This window comes from Streptomyces sp. Ru71 (assembly GCF_002920535.1).
GTDB lineage: Bacteria > Actinomycetota > Actinomycetes > Streptomycetales > Streptomycetaceae > Streptomyces.
The window spans coordinates 150,434-167,199 of the sequence record NZ_PQSS01000003.1 but is presented as its reverse complement, the minus strand read 5'-3'; the positions used below and the strand labels follow the sequence as shown (position 1 = coordinate 167,199).

The 16,766-nt window shown below is 71.1% G+C and carries 13 protein-coding genes and 1 pseudogene; 7 read left to right on the top strand and 7 right to left on the bottom strand.

From position 1 onward, the window contains the following. Window positions 1-8 precede the first annotated feature (8 nt). Window positions 9-1,127: a TrkA family potassium uptake protein gene (locus C3489_RS03245; protein WP_181139471.1), complete on the bottom strand. Its 1,119-nt coding sequence runs from the start codon at window positions 1,125-1,127 to the stop codon at window positions 9-11. A 118-nt stretch (window positions 1,128-1,245) separates the two neighbouring features. Here C3489_RS03245 and C3489_RS03240 point away from each other — a divergent pair. Together C3489_RS03240 and C3489_RS03235 are read left to right on the top strand one after the other, a co-directional pair. Next, window positions 1,246-1,911: pseudogene (locus C3489_RS03240) on the top strand (potassium channel family protein); the annotation flags it as partial. Between the two features lie 46 nt (window positions 1,912-1,957). After that, window positions 1,958-2,938, top strand: coding sequence for an NAD(P)H-quinone oxidoreductase (locus C3489_RS03235; RefSeq protein WP_103779621.1), 981 nt, complete (start codon window positions 1,958-1,960; stop codon window positions 2,936-2,938). Window positions 2,939-2,951: 13 nt separating this feature from the next. Here C3489_RS03235 and C3489_RS03230 read toward each other — a convergent pair whose 3' ends face one another. Together C3489_RS03230 and C3489_RS03225 are read right to left on the bottom strand one after the other, a co-directional pair. After that, window positions 2,952-3,557, bottom strand: a complete 606-nt coding sequence (locus C3489_RS03230) for a hypothetical protein (RefSeq protein WP_103779619.1) — start codon at window positions 3,555-3,557, stop codon at window positions 2,952-2,954. A gap of 53 nt (window positions 3,558-3,610) precedes the next feature. Beyond that, entirely contained in the window at window positions 3,611-4,477 is an 867-nt protein-coding gene (locus tag C3489_RS03225) for a hypothetical protein (protein ID WP_103779617.1), read from the bottom strand. 258 nt (window positions 4,478-4,735) lie between these two features. Between C3489_RS03225 and C3489_RS03220 the strand changes: the two genes are divergently transcribed. Then, window positions 4,736-5,281: a bacterial proteasome activator family protein gene (locus tag C3489_RS03220; RefSeq protein ID WP_103779615.1), complete on the top strand. Its 546-nt coding sequence runs from the start codon at window positions 4,736-4,738 to the stop codon at window positions 5,279-5,281. Window positions 5,282-5,386: 105 nt separating this feature from the next. Here C3489_RS03220 and C3489_RS03215 read toward each other — a convergent pair whose 3' ends face one another. After that, window positions 5,387-7,042, bottom strand: coding sequence for a protein kinase (locus C3489_RS03215; RefSeq protein WP_103779613.1), 1,656 nt, complete (start codon window positions 7,040-7,042; stop codon window positions 5,387-5,389). Between the two features lie 339 nt (window positions 7,043-7,381). Between C3489_RS03215 and C3489_RS03210 the strand changes: the two genes are divergently transcribed. Beyond that, window positions 7,382-9,052, top strand: coding sequence for a protein kinase (locus C3489_RS03210; protein ID WP_103779611.1), 1,671 nt, complete (start codon window positions 7,382-7,384; stop codon window positions 9,050-9,052). Window positions 9,053-9,146: 94 nt separating this feature from the next. On the opposite strand, the gene C3489_RS03205 is transcribed toward C3489_RS03210, so the two are convergent. After that, window positions 9,147-10,190, bottom strand: coding sequence for a phosphotransferase (locus C3489_RS03205; protein ID WP_103779609.1), 1,044 nt, complete (start codon window positions 10,188-10,190; stop codon window positions 9,147-9,149). A gap of 606 nt (window positions 10,191-10,796) precedes the next feature. Between C3489_RS03205 and pdhA the strand changes: the two genes are divergently transcribed. The 3 genes from pdhA to C3489_RS03190 are packed head-to-tail and all read left to right on the top strand — an operon-like array spanning window position 10,797 to window position 14,443. Continuing rightward, window positions 10,797-12,035 carry a pyruvate dehydrogenase (acetyl-transferring) E1 component subunit alpha gene (gene pdhA, locus C3489_RS03200; RefSeq protein WP_103779607.1) on the top strand — a complete coding sequence of 413 codons (1,239 nt, stop codon included), beginning with the start codon at window positions 10,797-10,799 and terminating at the stop codon, window positions 12,033-12,035. 1 nt (window position 12,036) lies between these two features. Beyond that, window positions 12,037-13,017: an alpha-ketoacid dehydrogenase subunit beta gene (locus tag C3489_RS03195; RefSeq protein WP_103779605.1), complete on the top strand. Its 981-nt coding sequence runs from the start codon at window positions 12,037-12,039 to the stop codon at window positions 13,015-13,017. Between the two features lie 10 nt (window positions 13,018-13,027). Beyond that, window positions 13,028-14,443, top strand: a complete 1,416-nt coding sequence (locus tag C3489_RS03190; protein ID WP_103779603.1) for a dihydrolipoamide acetyltransferase family protein — start codon at window positions 13,028-13,030, stop codon at window positions 14,441-14,443. A 92-nt stretch (window positions 14,444-14,535) separates the two neighbouring features. Here the strand turns inward: C3489_RS03190 and C3489_RS03185 are convergent, their stop codons facing one another. Further along, window positions 14,536-15,516: a Bro-N domain-containing protein gene (locus C3489_RS03185; protein WP_103779601.1), complete on the bottom strand. Its 981-nt coding sequence runs from the start codon at window positions 15,514-15,516 to the stop codon at window positions 14,536-14,538. 160 nt (window positions 15,517-15,676) lie between these two features. Beyond that, entirely contained in the window at window positions 15,677-16,582 is a 906-nt protein-coding gene (locus tag C3489_RS03180; protein WP_374936715.1) for a D-alanyl-D-alanine carboxypeptidase family protein, read from the bottom strand. Between the last annotated feature and the right edge of the window lie 184 nt (window positions 16,583-16,766).

Genomic DNA, 16,766 nt, shown 5'->3' with positions numbered 1-16,766 from the left:
GAGCCGTCTCAGTCCTCCTCCGGGACCGGCACCGCTCGGGTCACTGTGATCACCCGGTCCCCGGCCTGCAGTTCGGTCAGCCGGGGGTCGGTGTAGTCCAGCAGCTGCTTGCCGCGCACGACGGCCACCACGACATCGGGGCAGGCCCTCGTCGCCTTCCCGGTCTCCTCCGCCGTCACCGGCCGCTCCACGAGGTCCAGGCCGCTGCCCAGGGTCATCAGATCCTCCAGCGTCCGGGCCACGGACGGACTCACCATGGACACCCCGAGCAGGCGCCCGGCGGAACTGGACGTGGTGATCACCGTGTCGGCACCGGACTGCTTGAGCAGCGGCGCGTTCTCGTCCTCCCGTACCGCCGCGACGATCGTCGCGCGCCGGTTGAGCTGGCGGGCGGTGAGCGTCACGAGGGTCGCGGTGTCGTCGCGCTGCGGGGCGACGATGATCCGTCCGGCCCGCTGCACCTCGGCCTTCAGCAGCGTCTCGGACCGGGTGGCGTCACCGGTGACCGAGACCAGCCCGTCGTCCGCGGCCGCGTTCGCCGCCTTGCGCTGGGCGTCCACCACGACGATCCGGTGCCTGGCGATGCCCTGCCCGACGAGTGTCCGCACGGCGTGGCGGCCCTTCGTGCCGTATCCGATGACCACCACGTGGTCGCGGGTGCGGGCACGCCAGCGGTGGATGCGGACCTGCTGGCGGGTGCGCTCGGTGAGGACCTCCAGGGTGGTGCCGACCAGGATGATCAGGAACAGCACGCGCAGGGGCGTGATGACCAGGATGTTCACCAACCGGGCGGTGTCGCTGACCGGGGTGATGTCGCCGTAGCCGGTGGTGGAGAGGGTGACGGTGGCGTAGTAGGCCGCGTCCAGCAGGCTCACGGAGTTGTCCGAGCCGTCGCGGTAGCCGTCGTGGTCGGCGTAGACGATCAGGGTGGTGACGAGCAGGACCAGCAGGGCCATGGCGAGGCGGCGCAGCACCTGCTGCAGCGGGGGCAGGGCGGTCTGGGTCGGCATGGTGATGGTCCGGCCGGCCTCGGCGTCGTCGCGTGCCTCGGTGCGCGTGCGGTACCAGACGGACCGCAGCAGGGACGGCTTGCCCGTGTCCCGCCTCTGCTGGTGCTCGGCCTTCATCGTGTGCCCCCTGCCTCGGTGATCCGTTCGGACGGCACCATGGTTGCGGACGGGATCCCGCCCGTCAGGCCCAACACGAGACACGAGCCGGATCCGCCGGGATCCGACATGAGCCGGGAGGCCCACCGTGCGCGACCACACCGTTGTCGTCGGCTTCGGCACCAAGGGGCGGTCCGCCATCCGGACCGTGTGCGCCACAGGGCTGAAGAAGGACCGGGTCGTCGTGATCGACCCGTCGGCGAAGGTGGTCGACGCCGCCACCGCCGAGGGCTACACCGGCGTGGTCGGCGACGGCACCCGTAGCGATGTGCTGCGCCGGGCGGAAGTGCAGCGGGCCGGGCGGATCATCATCGCCACCCAGCGCGACGACACGGCCGTCCTGGTGGCGCTGACGGCCCGCCAGCTCAACCCGGAGGCGACGATCGTGGCCGCGGTGCGGGAGGAGGAGAACGCGCCGCTGCTGAAGCAGTCGGGCGCCGACGAGGTCATCACCAGCGCGGGCGCGGCGGGCCGGCTGCTCGGGCTGTCCGTGCTCAGCCCCTCGGCGGGACTGGTCATGGAGGACCTAATCCAGCAGGGCAGCGGGCTGGACCTGGTGGAGCGGCCGGTCACCAGGGCCGAGGCGGGCCGCAGCCCGCGCGAGACGCAGGACCTGGTGGTGAGCGTCGTACGCGGGCACCGGGTGCTCGGCTACGACGATCCGTCCGTGGGCGTGCTGCAGTTGACGGACCGGGTCATCACGATCGTGCGGGTGCCGGAGCCGCAGGACGACCCCACGCGGTGAGGAGCGTCTCCCGCGTGCGTCAGGACGCAGGAGTAGCGTCGCCCTCATGCATGCGATCACGATTCCCGAACCTGGTGGTCCCGAGGCACTGGTGTGGAACGAGGTCCCGGACCCGGTGCCGGGCGAGGGCGAGGTCCTGGTCGAGGTGGCGGCCAGCGCCGTCAACCGCGCCGACATCCTGCAGCGGCAGGGCTTCTACGACCCGCCGCCCGGCGCGTCGCCGTACCCCGGTCTGGAGTGCGCCGGCCGGATCGCCGCGCTCGGCCCCGGTGTGTCCGGCTGGAGCGTCGGCGACGAGGTGTGCGCGCTGCTGTCGGGCGGCGGGTACGCGGAGAAGGTCGCCGTGCCGGCCGGGCAGTTGCTGCCGTTGCCGCAGGGCGTGGAGCTGAAGCAGGCCGCCGCCCTGCCGGAGGTCGTCTGCACGGTGTGGTCCAACGTCTTCATGGTGGCGCACCTGCGTCCCGGCGAGACCCTGCTCGTGCACGGCGGCTCCAGCGGCATCGGCACGATGGCGATCCAACTGGCCAAGGCGGTCGGCGCGAAGGTCGCGGTCACCGCGGGCACCAAGGAGAAGCTGGAGTACTGCGCCGAGCTGGGCGCGGACATCCTGATCAACTACCGGGAGCAGGACTTCGTCGAGGAGATCCGGCGGGCCACCGACGGCGCCGGCGCGGACGTCATCCTCGACAACATGGGCGCCAAGTACCTCGACCGCAATGTCCGCGCGCTCGCCGTCAACGGCCGGCTGGCGATCATCGGCATGCAGGGTGGCGTCAAGGGCGAGCTGAACATCGGCGCCCTGCTCGGCAAGCGCGGTGCGATCAGCGCGACCTCGCTGCGGGCGCGGCCGCTGGGCGAGAAGGCGGCCATCGTCGCCGCCGTACGCGAGCACGTGTGGCCGCTGCTGGACGCCGGGCATGTGCGTCCCGTCGTCGACCGCGAACTGCCCATGAGCGACGCGGCCGCCGCGCACCGGGTCGTCGAGGACAGCGGGCACATCGGGAAGGTGCTGCTGGTCACGCCGTGACCGGAAGGGCCGCCTAGGAATCGCTCCCGTCGCCGGGCCCCTTCGCGGGCTCGGCGTCGGGCCCTTGCGCGGGCTCGGCGTCGGGAGCCTGTGCGGGCTCCGCGTCGGGGCCCTGGGCGCGGACGCGCTGGACCTGCTCCAGGGAGTCGCGCAGTTCGGTCAGCCAGTCGTCGGCGTGCCGCCGTACCAGCCGTACGCACCAGGCGAGCGCGTCGCTGCGGCTGCGGGCCACGCCGCCCGCCACCAGGGTGTCGAGCACCTGCCGCTCGGGCTGCCGCAGCCGGGTCATCACCGGGGCCGCGATGTGGGTGAACAACACCCGCTCGCCGCCGCACTCGACGCCCCACGACACCTTCTTGCGGAACCGGTGCTCGGCCTCGCGGGCCACGCCGATGCGCTCCTCACGGGTCCGCTCCCGGAACTCCTGCACCCGGCCCTGCACCGCGGCCTCCCGCTCGACGGCCGAGGCGTCCTCGGGCAGCCGGGGTTCCGCGATCTCACCGATGACGGTGATCTCCTCACGGTCCACCGTCACGTCCACCAGCCTCTCGAAGAGGCCGTCCGGCAGCCGGCCGGCGAACCAGCCGCGCAATCGCTCATGCTGATCCGTTGTAATCATGTAATTCACATTACTCGCCCGTGGTGTCACCACAAGGGGCTGAGCGGCAGGATCTAGCGGCCTCCGGCCCCGGGACGGAACAGCCTCGGATCACGGCGGAGCTTCAGCGCGAGCAGACCGAGCGCCAGCCCCAGTCCGATGAGGACCAGGCCGCTGCCCAGCGGCAGAATCCGCAGCACCGGGTCGGCCGTCTGCTCCCGCAGAGCCGACTGCCGTGCGGACGCCGACGGAGCGAGCCGGGCCCCCTGCGCGGTCTCCGGTGCGGCGGTGACCCCGTCGTCCAGGCCCTGCTCGGCGTCCTCTTCCTCTCCCGTCCCCTCGTCCTCGTCGCCGTCCCACAGCGGCTCGTCCGCGCGCCCCGGCCGCTGACGGCCCTCACCGGCCCGGCTGCCGGCCCGCCGCGATTCCTCGGCGGAGGGCGACGGGTCCGCGGACGCGGAAGGGCCGGGCCGCGCGGAGAAGGGCGCGGGGGAGGAGTGCGAGGGCCGCTTGGTGGGCGCCCGGGTCGCGTCATGCGACGGGGAGGGGGAGTGCGCGTGGTGGGAGGGACGGGCAACGGAGCCTCCAGAACTGTCCGAGCCCCCGGCGCCGTCCGAGTCCCCGGCACCGTCCGAGCCGCCCGAGCCGCCCGTGTCTTCCGAGCCGTCGGAGTCTGCGTGGCCCTCGGAGTCGTCCCGGCCCCCGGAGTCACCGGCACCCCCGAAACCCCCGGCACCGCCGGAACCGTCCGAATCGCTTGAGTCGTTCGAGTCGCCGGCGGTGCCGGGCGTCGCCGCGGCTCCGGACGGCGCGGGCGCGGACCAGCCTTGGGACGCTGCCGGGGCCGCCGCGGACGGCCTGGCCTCGGCGGACAGCAGGGCCGCGGAGGCCGGCACGGCCGCCCCGCCGGCCAGCGCGCCCGCCGCGACCCCCGCGAGCACCCCGCACACCCCCGCCGCGTGCGCCGTACGGCGCCACGCGGACGTGCGCCGAGTCGGGTATGGAGTCACATATGGAGCCGCGTGCGGAGTCACGTCGGTGACCCCCTCCCGGAGAGAGGCCGCCAAGATCGATGGAATAAGACTGGCACGGCCCAACAAACCCGGCATTCCGGATTGCCCCGTCGGGCGGAAACGGTGGATCAAGGCGTGTGAGGGGCACCACCGTGGTGAGGTACAGGGGTGCGAGAGAATGACGGTATGGAGATGCCGAGGAACGATAGGTCGCCGGAGAACGCCCAGAAGATCCTGGTCGTGGGTCAGGACGGCATGGCGCTCGGCGGCGTCGACTCAGACGACGAGCCCCGCGAGATCCCGGTGACCGAGCAGGTCGAGCAGCCGGCGAAGGTCATGCGGATCGGCAGCATGATCAAGCAGCTGCTGGAGGAGGTGCGCGCGGCTCCTCTGGACGAGGCGAGCCGGGTCCGGCTGAAGGAGATCCACCACAGCTCGGTGAAGGAGCTGGAGGACGGCCTGGCTCCGGAGCTCGTCGAGGAACTGGAGCGGCTCTCCCTGCCGTTCACGGACGACGTGACCCCCTCCGACGCGGAACTGCGCATCGCGCAGGCGCAGTTGGTCGGCTGGCTGGAGGGTCTCTTCCACGGGATCCAGACGACGCTGTTCGCCCAGCAGATGGCCGCGCGGGCCCAGTTGGAGCAGATGCGCCGCGCCCTCCCGCCGGGCGCGATGCACGACGGCCAGGAGGACGTGCGCGCGGGCGGCCGCTCGGGCGGGCCGTACCTGTAGGGCCACCGCGGAAGGAAAGAGGCCGGGCGTCACGCGCCCGGCCCCTTTTTTGTGTTCCTGCTTGTCTTCCCGCGCGCGCCGGCCTGGCTTCCCGCGCCCGCCGGATCAGGACGCCGGGTTGCCCGTGGAGACGTTCAGCTGGATCTCGACGTCCTTGGGGTCGATGTCCGTGCCCGGTGCGGGGAACTGCAGCAGGACCGAGCCGTCGCCGTAGGTGTTCTCGTCGACCTTCTTGATGTCGACCTTCCAGCCGGCGGCCTGGGTGCAGGCCTTCACCGAGTCGATGTTCTTGTAGCGGAAGTCCGGCAGCTGGATCTTGGTCTCGTCGTTCCAGGACTTCTGCGGTTCCGTGCACTCGTCCTTCTCGACGGTGCGCGTGAGGTCCGGGCCGCGGTAGCCGGCCGCCTTGGACGCCGACGCCGATGCCGAGGGGGTGGTGGTCTCGCCGCCCTGGCCCTCGTTGCCCTCGCCGCCGCCGTTGGCCAGCAGGGCGACGAGGAGGCCGCCGACGGCGAGCACGGCGACGACGATCGACCCGATGATCACCGGCTTGTTGCTCTTGCCGCCGCCCCCGCTCGACGGGGTCGTGGTCTGCGGCGTGATGTTGTACGGCGGCGGCGTCGACGCGGACTGCGGCTGCCCGGCGTACGGCGTCTGATAGCCGCTCTGCTGCGGGTAGCCGTAGGCCGGGGCGGGCGTCGCCGGGGGCGGGGTGCCGTACGGGTTCGGGGCCGGGGTCGGGCTCGGAGCCGGCTGGTACGGCGTCTGGACGCTGCCCTGCGGGCCCGGGCCGGTCTGGTCGAGCGGCGGGAACACCGCGGAGCCGACGCCCGCGCCGCTCGGCGCCTGCGTGCCCGGCACGATGCTCGGCGCGGCCGGCTGGAAGGACGCCGCCACCCGCAGGCACTCGTCGCGCATCGACTCGGCCGTCGGGAACCGCTCGTTCGGGTTCTTCTTCAGCGCGCGGGAGATCAGCGCGTCCACGGCCGGCGGCAGGGAACGGTTGATCGAGGAGGCGAGCGGCGGCTCCTCCTGCACATGTGCGTACGCGATCGCCAGCGGAGAGTCGGCGTCGAACGGCAGCCGCCCGGTGACCAGCTGGAACAGCATGATGCCGACCGAGTACAGGTCGGAGCGGGCGTCCACGCCGCGGCCCAGGGCCTGCTCGGGCGACAGGTACTGCGGGGTGCCGACGACCATGCCGGTCTGCGTCATCGAGGTGACACCGGACTGCATGGCACGCGCGATGCCGAAGTCCATCACCTTGACCACGCCGCGCTTGGTCATCATCACGTTGCCCGGCTTGATGTCGCGGTGGACCAGCCCCATCTCGTGGCTGATCTCCAGCGCGGCGAGCACATCGGCGGTGATCTTCAGCGCCTTGTCGGCGGGCATCGCGCCGTACTGCCGGATGTCGTCGGAGAGCACCGAGCCGAGCGGGCGGCCCTCGACGTACTCCATGACGATGTACGGCATGGTCGCGCCGTCCAGGTCGTCCTCGCCGGTGTCGAAGACGGAGACGATGTTGGTGTGCGTGAGCTTCGCCACGGCCTGGGCCTCGCGGCGGAACCGCTCCCGGAAGGCCTGTTCGCGGCCGAGTTCGGTGTGCAGCGTCTTGATCGCGACCTGGCGGTCGAGCACGGCGTCGTACGCCAGGTGCACCGAGGCCATGCCGCCCTCGCCGAGCAGATCGCGCAGCTGGTAGCGGCCGTTCGCGAGTGCTTGCCCCATGTAGCGGCCCTGTGCGCCGTCCTGGCTCATCTCGCGTCCCCCACAGCCCTTCCAGCGCCGACGATCATGGAAGTTCGTTGATCCAATGTGCTATTCCGGGCCAAGTCTGCCCCAGGGCACTGACACGTCAAGTTCGGTGCCCGTTCCGTGACCGTACGCGAAAGAAGCGTCGCGGAAGCGTTACAGGCGTCGTACGGCCGGTACACAGAATTTGCACGAGCGGACGGATGCGGGGTTTGATGGCCGGTCCGTCTCGTACCGGCCACGGCACGCATCCCGGACCGGCGGCTTGCGCCGAGGCTGTAGCGTGGCCGACGGAGACCGTAACAACACCGCGCGCACCGCGGGCAGAAACGACGGCGAGGACTGATGGCACAGCAGCAGCGCGCTCAGGGCCCGTCCGACCCCGAGGCGACTGGCGGCGGTATGTCAGATGCGCCGGAGATGTGGGGTAACGGCGGGCTTGTCGGCGACGGCAGGTACCGGCTGACCCACCGGCTCGGCCGGGGCGGCATGGCCGAGGTGTTCGCGGCCGAGGACGTACGGCTGGGGCGCACCGTCGCGGTCAAGCTGCTGCGCGCCGACCTGGCCGAGGACCCGGTGTCCAAGGCCCGCTTCACGCGTGAGGCGCAGTCGGTGGCCGGCCTCAACCACCACGCCATCGTCGCCGTGTACGACTCCGGCGAGGACGTCGTCGGCGGCCAGAGCGTGCCGTACATCGTCATGGAGCTGGTCGAGGGCCGCACGATCCGCGATCTGCTGCTCAACGCCGAGGCGCCCGGGCCGGAGCAGGCCCTGATCATCGTCTCCGGGGTGCTGGAGGCGCTGGCCTACTCGCACCAGCACGGCATCGTGCACCGCGACATCAAGCCGGCCAACGTCATCATCACCAACAACGGCGCGGTCAAGGTGATGGACTTCGGCATCGCCCGCGCCCTGCACGGCGCGTCGACGACGATGACGCAGACCGGCATGGTGATGGGCACGCCGCAGTACCTCTCCCCGGAGCAGGCGCTCGGCAAGGCCGTCGACCACCGCTCCGACCTGTACGCGACGGGCTGCCTGCTGTACGAACTGCTCGCACTGCGGCCCCCGTTCACCGGTGAGACCCCGCTGTCCGTGGTCTACCAGCACGTCCAGGACATCCCCACGCCGCCGTCCGACGTCTCCGACGGCTGCCCGCCGGAGCTGAACGGCCTGGTGATGCGGTCGCTGGCCAAGGACCCCGACGACCGCTTCCAGACGGCCGAGGAGATGCGCGGGCTCGTCCAGTACGCGCTGCAGATGCTGTACGACCAGGGTGGCCACACCGGCACCTGGAACACCGGCCCGGTGGAGATGCACGACGGCCGGCACACCCCCGCGGGCGGCTTCGCGCACACGACGGTCATGCCGCACCCCGGTGACCACGGCGCCGGCACCGCGCAGATCCCGCAGCCGATCCTGCCCGCCGGCTACGGCAGCGGGGACGACGGCGGCTTCGAGGGGCACGGCAACAAGGGCAGCGGCCGCGGCAAGCTGTGGATCCTCGCCGTGCTCGCGGTGATCGCGATCGCGGCGGGCGTGGCGCTGGCGGTCAAGGGCACCAACGCCCCGGGCGGCAAGCCGGACACCAGCCCGACGCCGAGCGTGTCGCAGTCCGAGTCGCAGGACTCCCCCAGCCCGTCGCCGAGCGACGAGGCGACCGACGACAGCTCGGGCGGGGGCACGGACGACGACACCGGGTCGGGGTCCGGCGGGTGGCAGCAGCCCTCGTACACCCCGTCGTACACGCCGTCGCAGCCGAACACCGGTCAGCCGACGGGTGAGCCGACGGACACCGACACGCAGACGTCCGACCCGACGGACGGCGGCACCGACAACGGCGGCACCACGGACGGCACCACCTCCGACGGGGGCACGACGTCCGGCAGCGGCACGACCGACGGGACCACCTCCGACGGGGGCACGACGTCCGGCAGCGGCACCACGTCCGGCAGTGGGACGACGTCCGGCAGCGGCACGACCACCGGTGTCACCGTCGGCGGCACCACCCCCTGACGGACCTCCCCGACGTCCCGTCACGCGCGCGTGACGCCCTCTCAGGGCGCCACGCGCGCGTGCTGTTTCACGCCGGCCCGCTCACCGGCCTCCCTCACCGCGTGAACGCGTCGCACACCTCCTCGTACCGGCGCGTCCACCACACCACCAGCGCCGACGCGGCCGGGAACTGCGGGTCCGCCCGCCGGTCGTCGCGCTCGTAGTGCCAGCGCAGCATCCAGAAGTCGTTCAGCCGCTCCCACCACACCCGGTGCACGGCCGCCGCCAGCTCCGCGGGCGTGGCGCCGGCGGCACGCCGGTACGCGCACGCGTACGCCCGCACCTTCGGCAGGTCGAGCGTGCCCGCGGGCTGCACGAAGAAGATCACGGCGGCGCGCACGGCCTCCTCCGCGCGGGGCTGCACACCGAGGCGGTCCCAGTCGACGATCGCGGCGGGCGCCTCGTCCCGGTAGAGCAGGTTGAACGGGTGGAAGTCGCCGTGCACCCAGCCCACCGGCCCGCCGCGCGGCGGCCGGCGGTCGGCGTGCCGCTCCAGCAGGGCGCGGCGCTCCAGGAGACGGTGGCGGGCGAGCTCGTCGAAGGAGTCCGCGGGGCGGTGGCGGCGCACGCGCGCGAGGAGATCGTCGATGAGCGTGAACGTGGCCGCCGGGTCGGCGCTCTCCACGGGGTGAGGGCTCGCGGACGGGCGGGTGCGGCCCTTGGGCGGCATCACACGCTCCAGGCAGGCGTGCACGGCGCCCAGGAGGGCGCCCAGGCGCGCGGACTCGCCGCGGGTGAGCTGGCCGCCGTGGCGGTGGCGGCCGTCGATCCAAGGGTGCAGGGCGTAGCTGTGGCCGCCGATCACGGCGACGGTACGGCCGTCGCGGCCGGTCAGCGGCGGGACCACGGGGACGCCGAGGTCGGCCAGGCGCTGGGTGGCGCGGTGCCGGCGCTCGATGGCGGCCGGGTCGGCGGTGTCGGGGTCCGAGTGGTGCTTGAGGAAGTAGTGCCCACGGGTGGTGCACAGGCGGTAGCCGCGGTTCAGCAGACCCTGTGCGACGGGTTCACAGGCCAGCACGGAACCGGCCGCGTAGCGGCTCAACAGGGCGCGTAACGGGGGCGCCTGGGGCGCGGGGGGTGGTACACACGGGCGCGGCACGCGCCCGATGCTAGGGCAGCCAGCGGGGCGGTGAGCTGGGCGTTGTCACAGACAGTCGGTTCCGATCACACCCCGTACCCGAAGTGATACGGCGGTGCGAAAGCGCCGGAATGTTCGGCCTCGCCGCCGCCGGGAAATGCAATTCCGTTCACTTCTTCCCGGCGGCCTTCCCCGCCGCGTGCGCGACCGCACGGCCGGCCACCGGACCGGCTCGTGGTCGTCGCGGGGGAATACGGTGACTTTTCAGTCTTCGGGTACGCGATCAGTGTCACAGCGGGCTCTTCCCGTGTGCGGGGTGGCCGGGATAACGTGCCCCCTGTTCCGGCCCCCTGCACGGCCGTGACCAGCGGCGTCCCCGAATGCTCGGCGAAAGTACTCGGATTTCCGATCAAAACTACTTGGAAATCCGAGTAAAAACGCAGGTCAGGAGGGGTTTCACAGAAATGTGGAGCACTGGGTAACGTGATTGCTGCAGGGCGCTCGCCGGGGCACCTGTCACGCCTGTTCCCGGCCGAGTGGCACCCACCCCGTGCCCGGTGGTCGGATACAGGTGAGCCGCACTGGCCTACCGGCAACCCCGGGGGCCGGACCGACGGAGGAGCACACGTGACCGTGGAGAGCACTGCCCCGCGCAAGCCGCGACGCAGCGCCGCAAGCAAGGCCGGGACCGACGGCAGCAACACGTCCGGTACCACCGGCAGCAAGACGGCCGGAACCACCGGTACCAAGCGCACCACCCGTAGCACCCGCGCTGCCAAGAGCACCGAGCCCGAGCTCGTACAGCTGCTCACGCCCGAGGGCAAGCGCGTCAAGAACGCCGAGTACGACGCCTACGTCGCCGGCATCACCCCGGAAGAGCTGCGCGGCCTCTACCGCGACATGGTGCTCACCCGCCGCTTCGACGCCGAGGCCACCTCCCTGCAGCGCCAGGGCGAGCTGGGCCTGTGGGCCTCGCTGCTCGGCCAGGAGGCCGCCCAGATCGGCTCCGGCCGCGCCACCCGGGAGGACGACTACGTCTTCCCGACCTACCGCGAGCACGGCGTCGCCTGGTGCCGCGGCGTCGACCCGACCAACCTGCTCGGCATGTTCCGCGGCGTGAACAACGGCGGCTGGGACCCCAACAGCAACAACTTCCACCTCTACACGATCGTCATCGGCTCCCAGGCGCTGCACGCCACCGGCTACGCCATGGGCATCGCCAAGGACGGCGCCGACAGCGCGGTCATCGCCTACTTCGGCGACGGCGCCTCCAGCCAGGGCGACGTGAACGAGGCGTTCAACTTCGCCGCGGTCTACAACGCGCCGGTCGTGTTCTTCTGCCAGAACAACCAGTGGGCGATCTCCGAGTCCAACGAGAAGCAGACCCGCGTCCCGCTCTACCAGCGCGCCCAGGGCTTCGGCTTCCCCGGCGTCCGCGTCGACGGCAACGATGTGCTGGCCTCCCTCGCCGTCACCCGGTGGGCGCTGGAGCGCGCCCGGCGCGGTGAGGGCCCGGCGCTGATCGAGGCGTGGACCTACCGCATGGGCGCCCACACCACCTCCGACGACCCCAGCCGCTACCGCGGCGACGAGGAGCGCCTGGCCTGGGAGGCCAAGGACCCGATCCTGCGCCTTCGCCGCTATCTGGAGGCCTCAAACCACGCGGACGAGGGATTCTTCGCGGAACTCGACACCGAGTCCGAGGCGTTGGGCAAACGAGTGCGCGAAGCGGTCCGTGCCATGCAGGACCCGGACCACTTCGCCATCTTCGAGAACGTGTACGCGGACGGGCACGCGCTCGTCGACGAGGAGCGCGCCCAGTTCGCCGCCTACCAGGCGTCGTTCGCGGACGCAGAGGGGGTCTGACATGGCAGCGGAGAAGATGGCCCTGGCCAAGGCGATCAACGAGTCGCTGCGCCGCGCCCTGGAGGCCGACCCCAAGGTCCTGATCATGGGCGAGGACGTCGGCAAGCTCGGCGGCGTCTTCCGTGTCACCGACGGCCTGCAGAAGGACTTCGGCGAGAGCCGCGTCATCGACACCCCCCTCGCCGAGTCGGGCATCGTCGGCACGGCGATCGGCCTCGCCCTGCGCGGCTACCGCCCCGTCGTCGAGATCCAGTTCGACGGCTTCGTCTTCCCGGCCTACGACCAGATCGTCACCCAGCTGGCCAAGATGCACGCCCGCTCGCTGGGCAAGGTCAAGCTCCCGGTCGTCGTCCGCATCCCCTACGGCGGTGGCATCGGCGCCGTCGAGCACCACTCCGAGTCCCCCGAGGCGCTCTTCGCGCACGTGGCGGGCCTGAAGATCGTCTCCCCGTCGAACGCCTCCGACGCGTACTGGATGATGCAGCAGGCCATCCAGAGCGACGACCCGGTGATCTTCTTCGAGCCCAAGCGCCGTTACTGGGACAAGGGCGAGGTCAACACCGAGGCCATCCCCGGCCCGCTGCACAAGGCCCAGGTGGTCCGTTCGGGCACCGACCTGACCCTCGCCGCGTACGGTCCGATGGTGAAGCTCTGCCAGGAGGTCGCCGACGCGGCCGCCGAGGAGGGCCGCAACCTGGAGGTCCTGGACCTGCGCTCGGTCTCCCCGCTGGACTTCGACTCCATCCAGGCGTCCGTGGAGAAGACCCGCCGCCTGATCGTGGTCCACGAGGCGCCGGTGTTCTTCGGCTCGGGCGCGGAGATCGCCGCCCGGATCACGGAGCGCTGCTTCTACCACCTGGAGGCGCCGGTGCTGCGCGTGGGCGGTTATCACGCCCCGTACCCGCCGGCCCGCCTGGAGGAGGAGTACCTGCCGGACCTGGACCGGGTGCTCGACGCCGTCGACCGTGCCCTGGCGTACTGAGGAGAGGGTCGTGACGACGATGACTGAAGGGTCCGTACGCGAGTTCAAGATGCCCGACGTGGGCGAGGGGCTCACCGAGGCCGAGATCCTCAAGTGGTACGTCCAGCCGGGCGACACGGTCACCGACGGCCAGGTGGTGTGCGAGGTCGAGACCGCCAAGGCGGCCGTCGAACTGCCCATCCCCTACGACGGTGTGGTGCGCGCGCTGCACTTCCCCGAGGGCACCACGGTCGACGTGGGCACGGCCATCATCGCGGTGGACGTGGCGGGCGGCGCCCCGGCGGCGGAGCCCCAGCAGGAAGCTGTGAAGGCCGAGGAACCGCAGGAGGCCGAACCGGCCGGCTCGGGCCGCCAGCCCGTCCTCGTCGGCTACGGCGTGGCGACCTCCTCCACCAAGCGCCGCCCGCGCAAGGCGCCGTCGGCCGCGCCCGAACCCGCCGCGGCGGCGGTGCAGGCGGAGCTGAACGGCCACGGCCACGCCGAGGTCGTGGACCGGCCCCGCCCGCTGGCCAAGCCGCCGGTGCGCAAGCTGGCCAAGGACCTGGGCGTCGACCTCGCCACGGTGGTGCCGACCGGCCCGGACGGCATCATCACCCGCGAGGACGTCCACGCGGCGGCGGCCCCGCAGCAGGTCACCGAGCCGGTGACGGAGCCCGTGGTGGAGACGCCGACCGCCGCGCCGGCCCCGTCGGCGGCCCCGTCCGCGCCGGTGTCGTACGACACGGTCCGTGAGACCCGTATCCCGATCAAGGGCGTCCGCAAGGCGACGGCCGCGGCGATGGTGGGCTCGGCGTTCACCGCGCCGCATGTCACGGAGTTCGTGACGGTCGACGTGACCCGCACGATGAAGCTGGTCGAGGAGCTGAAGCAGGACAAGGAGTTCGCCGGCCGACGCGTGAACCCCCTCCTGCTGATCGCCAAGGCCCTGTTGATCGCCATCCGCCGCAACCCGGACATCAACGCGTCCTGGGACGAGGCGGCCCAGGAGATCGTGGTCAAGCACTACGTCAACCTCGGTATCGCGGCGGCCACCCCGCGTGGCCTGATCGTCCCGAACATCAAGGACGCGCACGCCAAGACGCTGCCGGAGCTGTCCGACGCGCTCTCCGACCTCGTCTCGACGGCCCGCGAGGGCAAGACGTCCCCGGCGGCCATGCAGGGCGGCACGGTGACGATCACCAATGTCGGCGTCTTCGGCGTCGACACCGGCACGCCGATCCTCAACCCCGGTGAGTCGGCGATCCTCGCGGTCGGCGCGATCAAGCTGCAGCCGTGGGTCCACAAGGGCAAGGTCAAGCCGCGCCAGGTCACCACCCTGGCCCTCAGCTTCGACCACCGCCTGGTCGACGGCGAACTGGGCTCCAAGGTCCTGGCCGACGTGGCGGCGATCCTGGAACAGCCGAAGCGGCTGATCACCTGGGCATGAGAACCGCCTCCGACGGGTAACGTCGGAAACGAGGCGGGGCGGTCGCAACTTCGTCTTGCGACCGCCCTTCCTCCTCTCAGCGCCGGTTGATCTCAGTTCTGGTTGAGCACATACACCGGTGCCCCGTCCTCCGCGCCGCCCCGGGAACGGATGCAGGCGTGCTGTCGCAGCAGACGGAGACATTCATTGACCCGCCGCACGGACAGTCCCGTGCGGGCCGCGATGGATTCGAGGGTCTCGCGCAGCTCGCCCTTCTCGACGAGAACGGGCGCGATGACCACGGCCACGGCCCAGACGTCCTCCGTGACCGACAGGCGCTGCCGCCAGTCGGCCAGCAGGGAGGCCGTGGTGACGTGGGCCTCCGGCACATCACTCGGCGGTGCGGGGCGGCCCAGGGCCAGGAGGTCCAGCCGGTCGGCGATGCGTTCCATGGCGCGGGCCATGGCCTGCTGCGCGACGAGGGCGGCCTGTCCCATGGCGAGGGTGGCCTGCTGGGTGGCCAGGATCTCCTTCTGCACGGCGAGCGATTCACGCTGTGCGGACGCAAGCTCCTCGTCCACCTGAAGGTTGTGCGCCTCCAGCCGGACGATGGCCTCGGCGACCTGTTCGGGCATGGCGTAGGCGATGGGGGCGCCCGGTTCGGTGGGCTGCACCTCGGCCTCTTCGAGGGTGTAGGAACCCTCCCGCTGAACTGTCTCGATCACTTCCGCGGCCCACTGTTTGAAGGGGGCGCAGGAGGGCTTGGTGCAGGCGTTGACGAGGAGGATGAGACCCTGCAGAGAGATGACGTTCAGGTCTCGACGCCACTCCCTACCTGCGGGAACGCTGAGACCGTAACCTCCAGTTAGGGTCTCAAGAATCTCTCGGTGAGCCTCCGGCACGTGGTCGGAGAGCGCCTTCTGGGTGTTGCTGTGCCCAAGCTCCTTGCACACATCCACCGCCGGGAACCAGTGACTCCCGTCCGGCATGGTCAGCCGTCGTACGCGGGCTCCGGTCGCCGCGTAGACGAAGTCGCTGATGTCGATGGCCTCGTGCCGCTCGGTGCGGTCGGGCCGCTTGCTGGGTTCGTTCATGTGAACCACCTCCGCCGCGGAACGTAGGGCGGAGAAAATCGAATATGCCAGCCCAAAGGATGATGTTCACGATTGCGAGTGAACGCAACGGAAAGCGGCTGGACAGGCAACGGGCCCGTCGCTGTGCAGCGGCGGGCCCGTGGGCAGAGAGGGGTGAGCGTCAGGCCTTCGAGAAGCCGTAGTTCAGCAGCTTCGTCGCGTCCGATGCTCGGGTGGACGCGTTCGTGGAGGACAGGACCGTGCCGATGACCGTCTTGCCGGCCCGGGTCGCGGCGAAGACCAGGCAGTAGCCGGCCTCCTTGCCGGAGCCGGTCTTGACGCCGATGGTGCCGCTGTAGCTGCTCAGCAGCGTGTTGGTGTTGGTCCAGGCGCCCATGGTGCGGGTGCTGCCCGTCTTGGTGATGGTCTTCGCCGTGTACGACTTCGTCTTCACGATCGTGCGGAACGTGGAGCTCTTCATCGCGCTGCTCGCGAGCTTGGTCAGGTCGCGCGGCGTCGAGTAGTTGGCGCCGTTGCCGATGCCGTCGAAGGAATCGAAGTGGGTGTTCTTCAGTCCGAGGCTCTTGGCGCTGGCGTTCATCTTGCCGATGAAGGACTTCACGCGCGCGTCACGGGTGGTGCCGGTGCCGAACTTGTCGGCCAGCGCGTAGGCGGCGTCGCAACCCGACGGCAGCATCAGGCCGTAGAGCAGCTGACGCACGGTCACCTTGTCGCCCACGATGAGGTGGGCCTGCGAGGCGCCCTTGGAGACGACGTAGTCGCTGTAGGCCTTCTGGATGGTGACCTTGGCGTCCAGGTTGAGGTTCGGCTGCGAGAGCACGACCTTGGCGGTCATGATCTTGGTCGTGGAGCCGGTGGAACGCCGGGTGTCGGCGGCCTTGTTGTAGAGGTCCTTGCCGCTGGCGTCGTTCATCACGTAGCCGCCCTTGGCCACGATGGAGGGCGTCGTGACGGCCTGGGCCGGGACCGCGGTCAGGGCGCCGGTGGTCAGTACGGCGCCGGTGGTGGCGGTGACCACGACGGCACGGCGCAGTCGGCTGCCCTTGATGCCGGAGATGGCGGTAATCAACTGAGTTACCCCGATTATGTGTGAATGCCCCTAGGGTGCGGCCGAGTTGAGGGGAAAGGGGATGGGGCCGCACGTGTGTGGACTCGTACCTAGCACAGATGGTTGTGCGCCCACTGGGGGGAAGTTGGCCGGGGAGGGGTGACGCTGTCCGGATGCTGAAACGGCACCCGATTGCGTACGT

Excerpts from the sequence above, each read along its gene's own strand:
- C3489_RS03245 (WP_181139471.1), bottom strand. The coding sequence starts at position 1,127 with ATGAAGGCCGAGCACCAGCAGAGGCGGGACACGGGCAAGCCGTCCCTG.
- C3489_RS03235 (WP_103779621.1), top strand. The coding sequence starts at position 1,958 with ATGCATGCGATCACGATTCCCGAACCTGGTGGTCCCGAGGCACTGGTG.
- C3489_RS03230 (WP_103779619.1), bottom strand. The coding sequence starts at position 3,557 with ATGATTACAACGGATCAGCATGAGCGATTGCGCGGCTGGTTCGCCGGC.
- C3489_RS03220 (WP_103779615.1), top strand. The coding sequence starts at position 4,736 with ATGGAGATGCCGAGGAACGATAGGTCGCCGGAGAACGCCCAGAAGATC.
- C3489_RS03215 (WP_103779613.1), bottom strand. The coding sequence starts at position 7,042 with ATGAGCCAGGACGGCGCACAGGGCCGCTACATGGGGCAAGCACTCGCG.
- C3489_RS03210 (WP_103779611.1), top strand. The coding sequence starts at position 7,382 with ATGGCACAGCAGCAGCGCGCTCAGGGCCCGTCCGACCCCGAGGCGACT.
- C3489_RS03195 (WP_103779605.1), top strand. The coding sequence starts at position 12,037 with ATGGCAGCGGAGAAGATGGCCCTGGCCAAGGCGATCAACGAGTCGCTG.
- C3489_RS03185 (WP_103779601.1), bottom strand. The coding sequence starts at position 15,516 with ATGAACGAACCCAGCAAGCGGCCCGACCGCACCGAGCGGCACGAGGCC.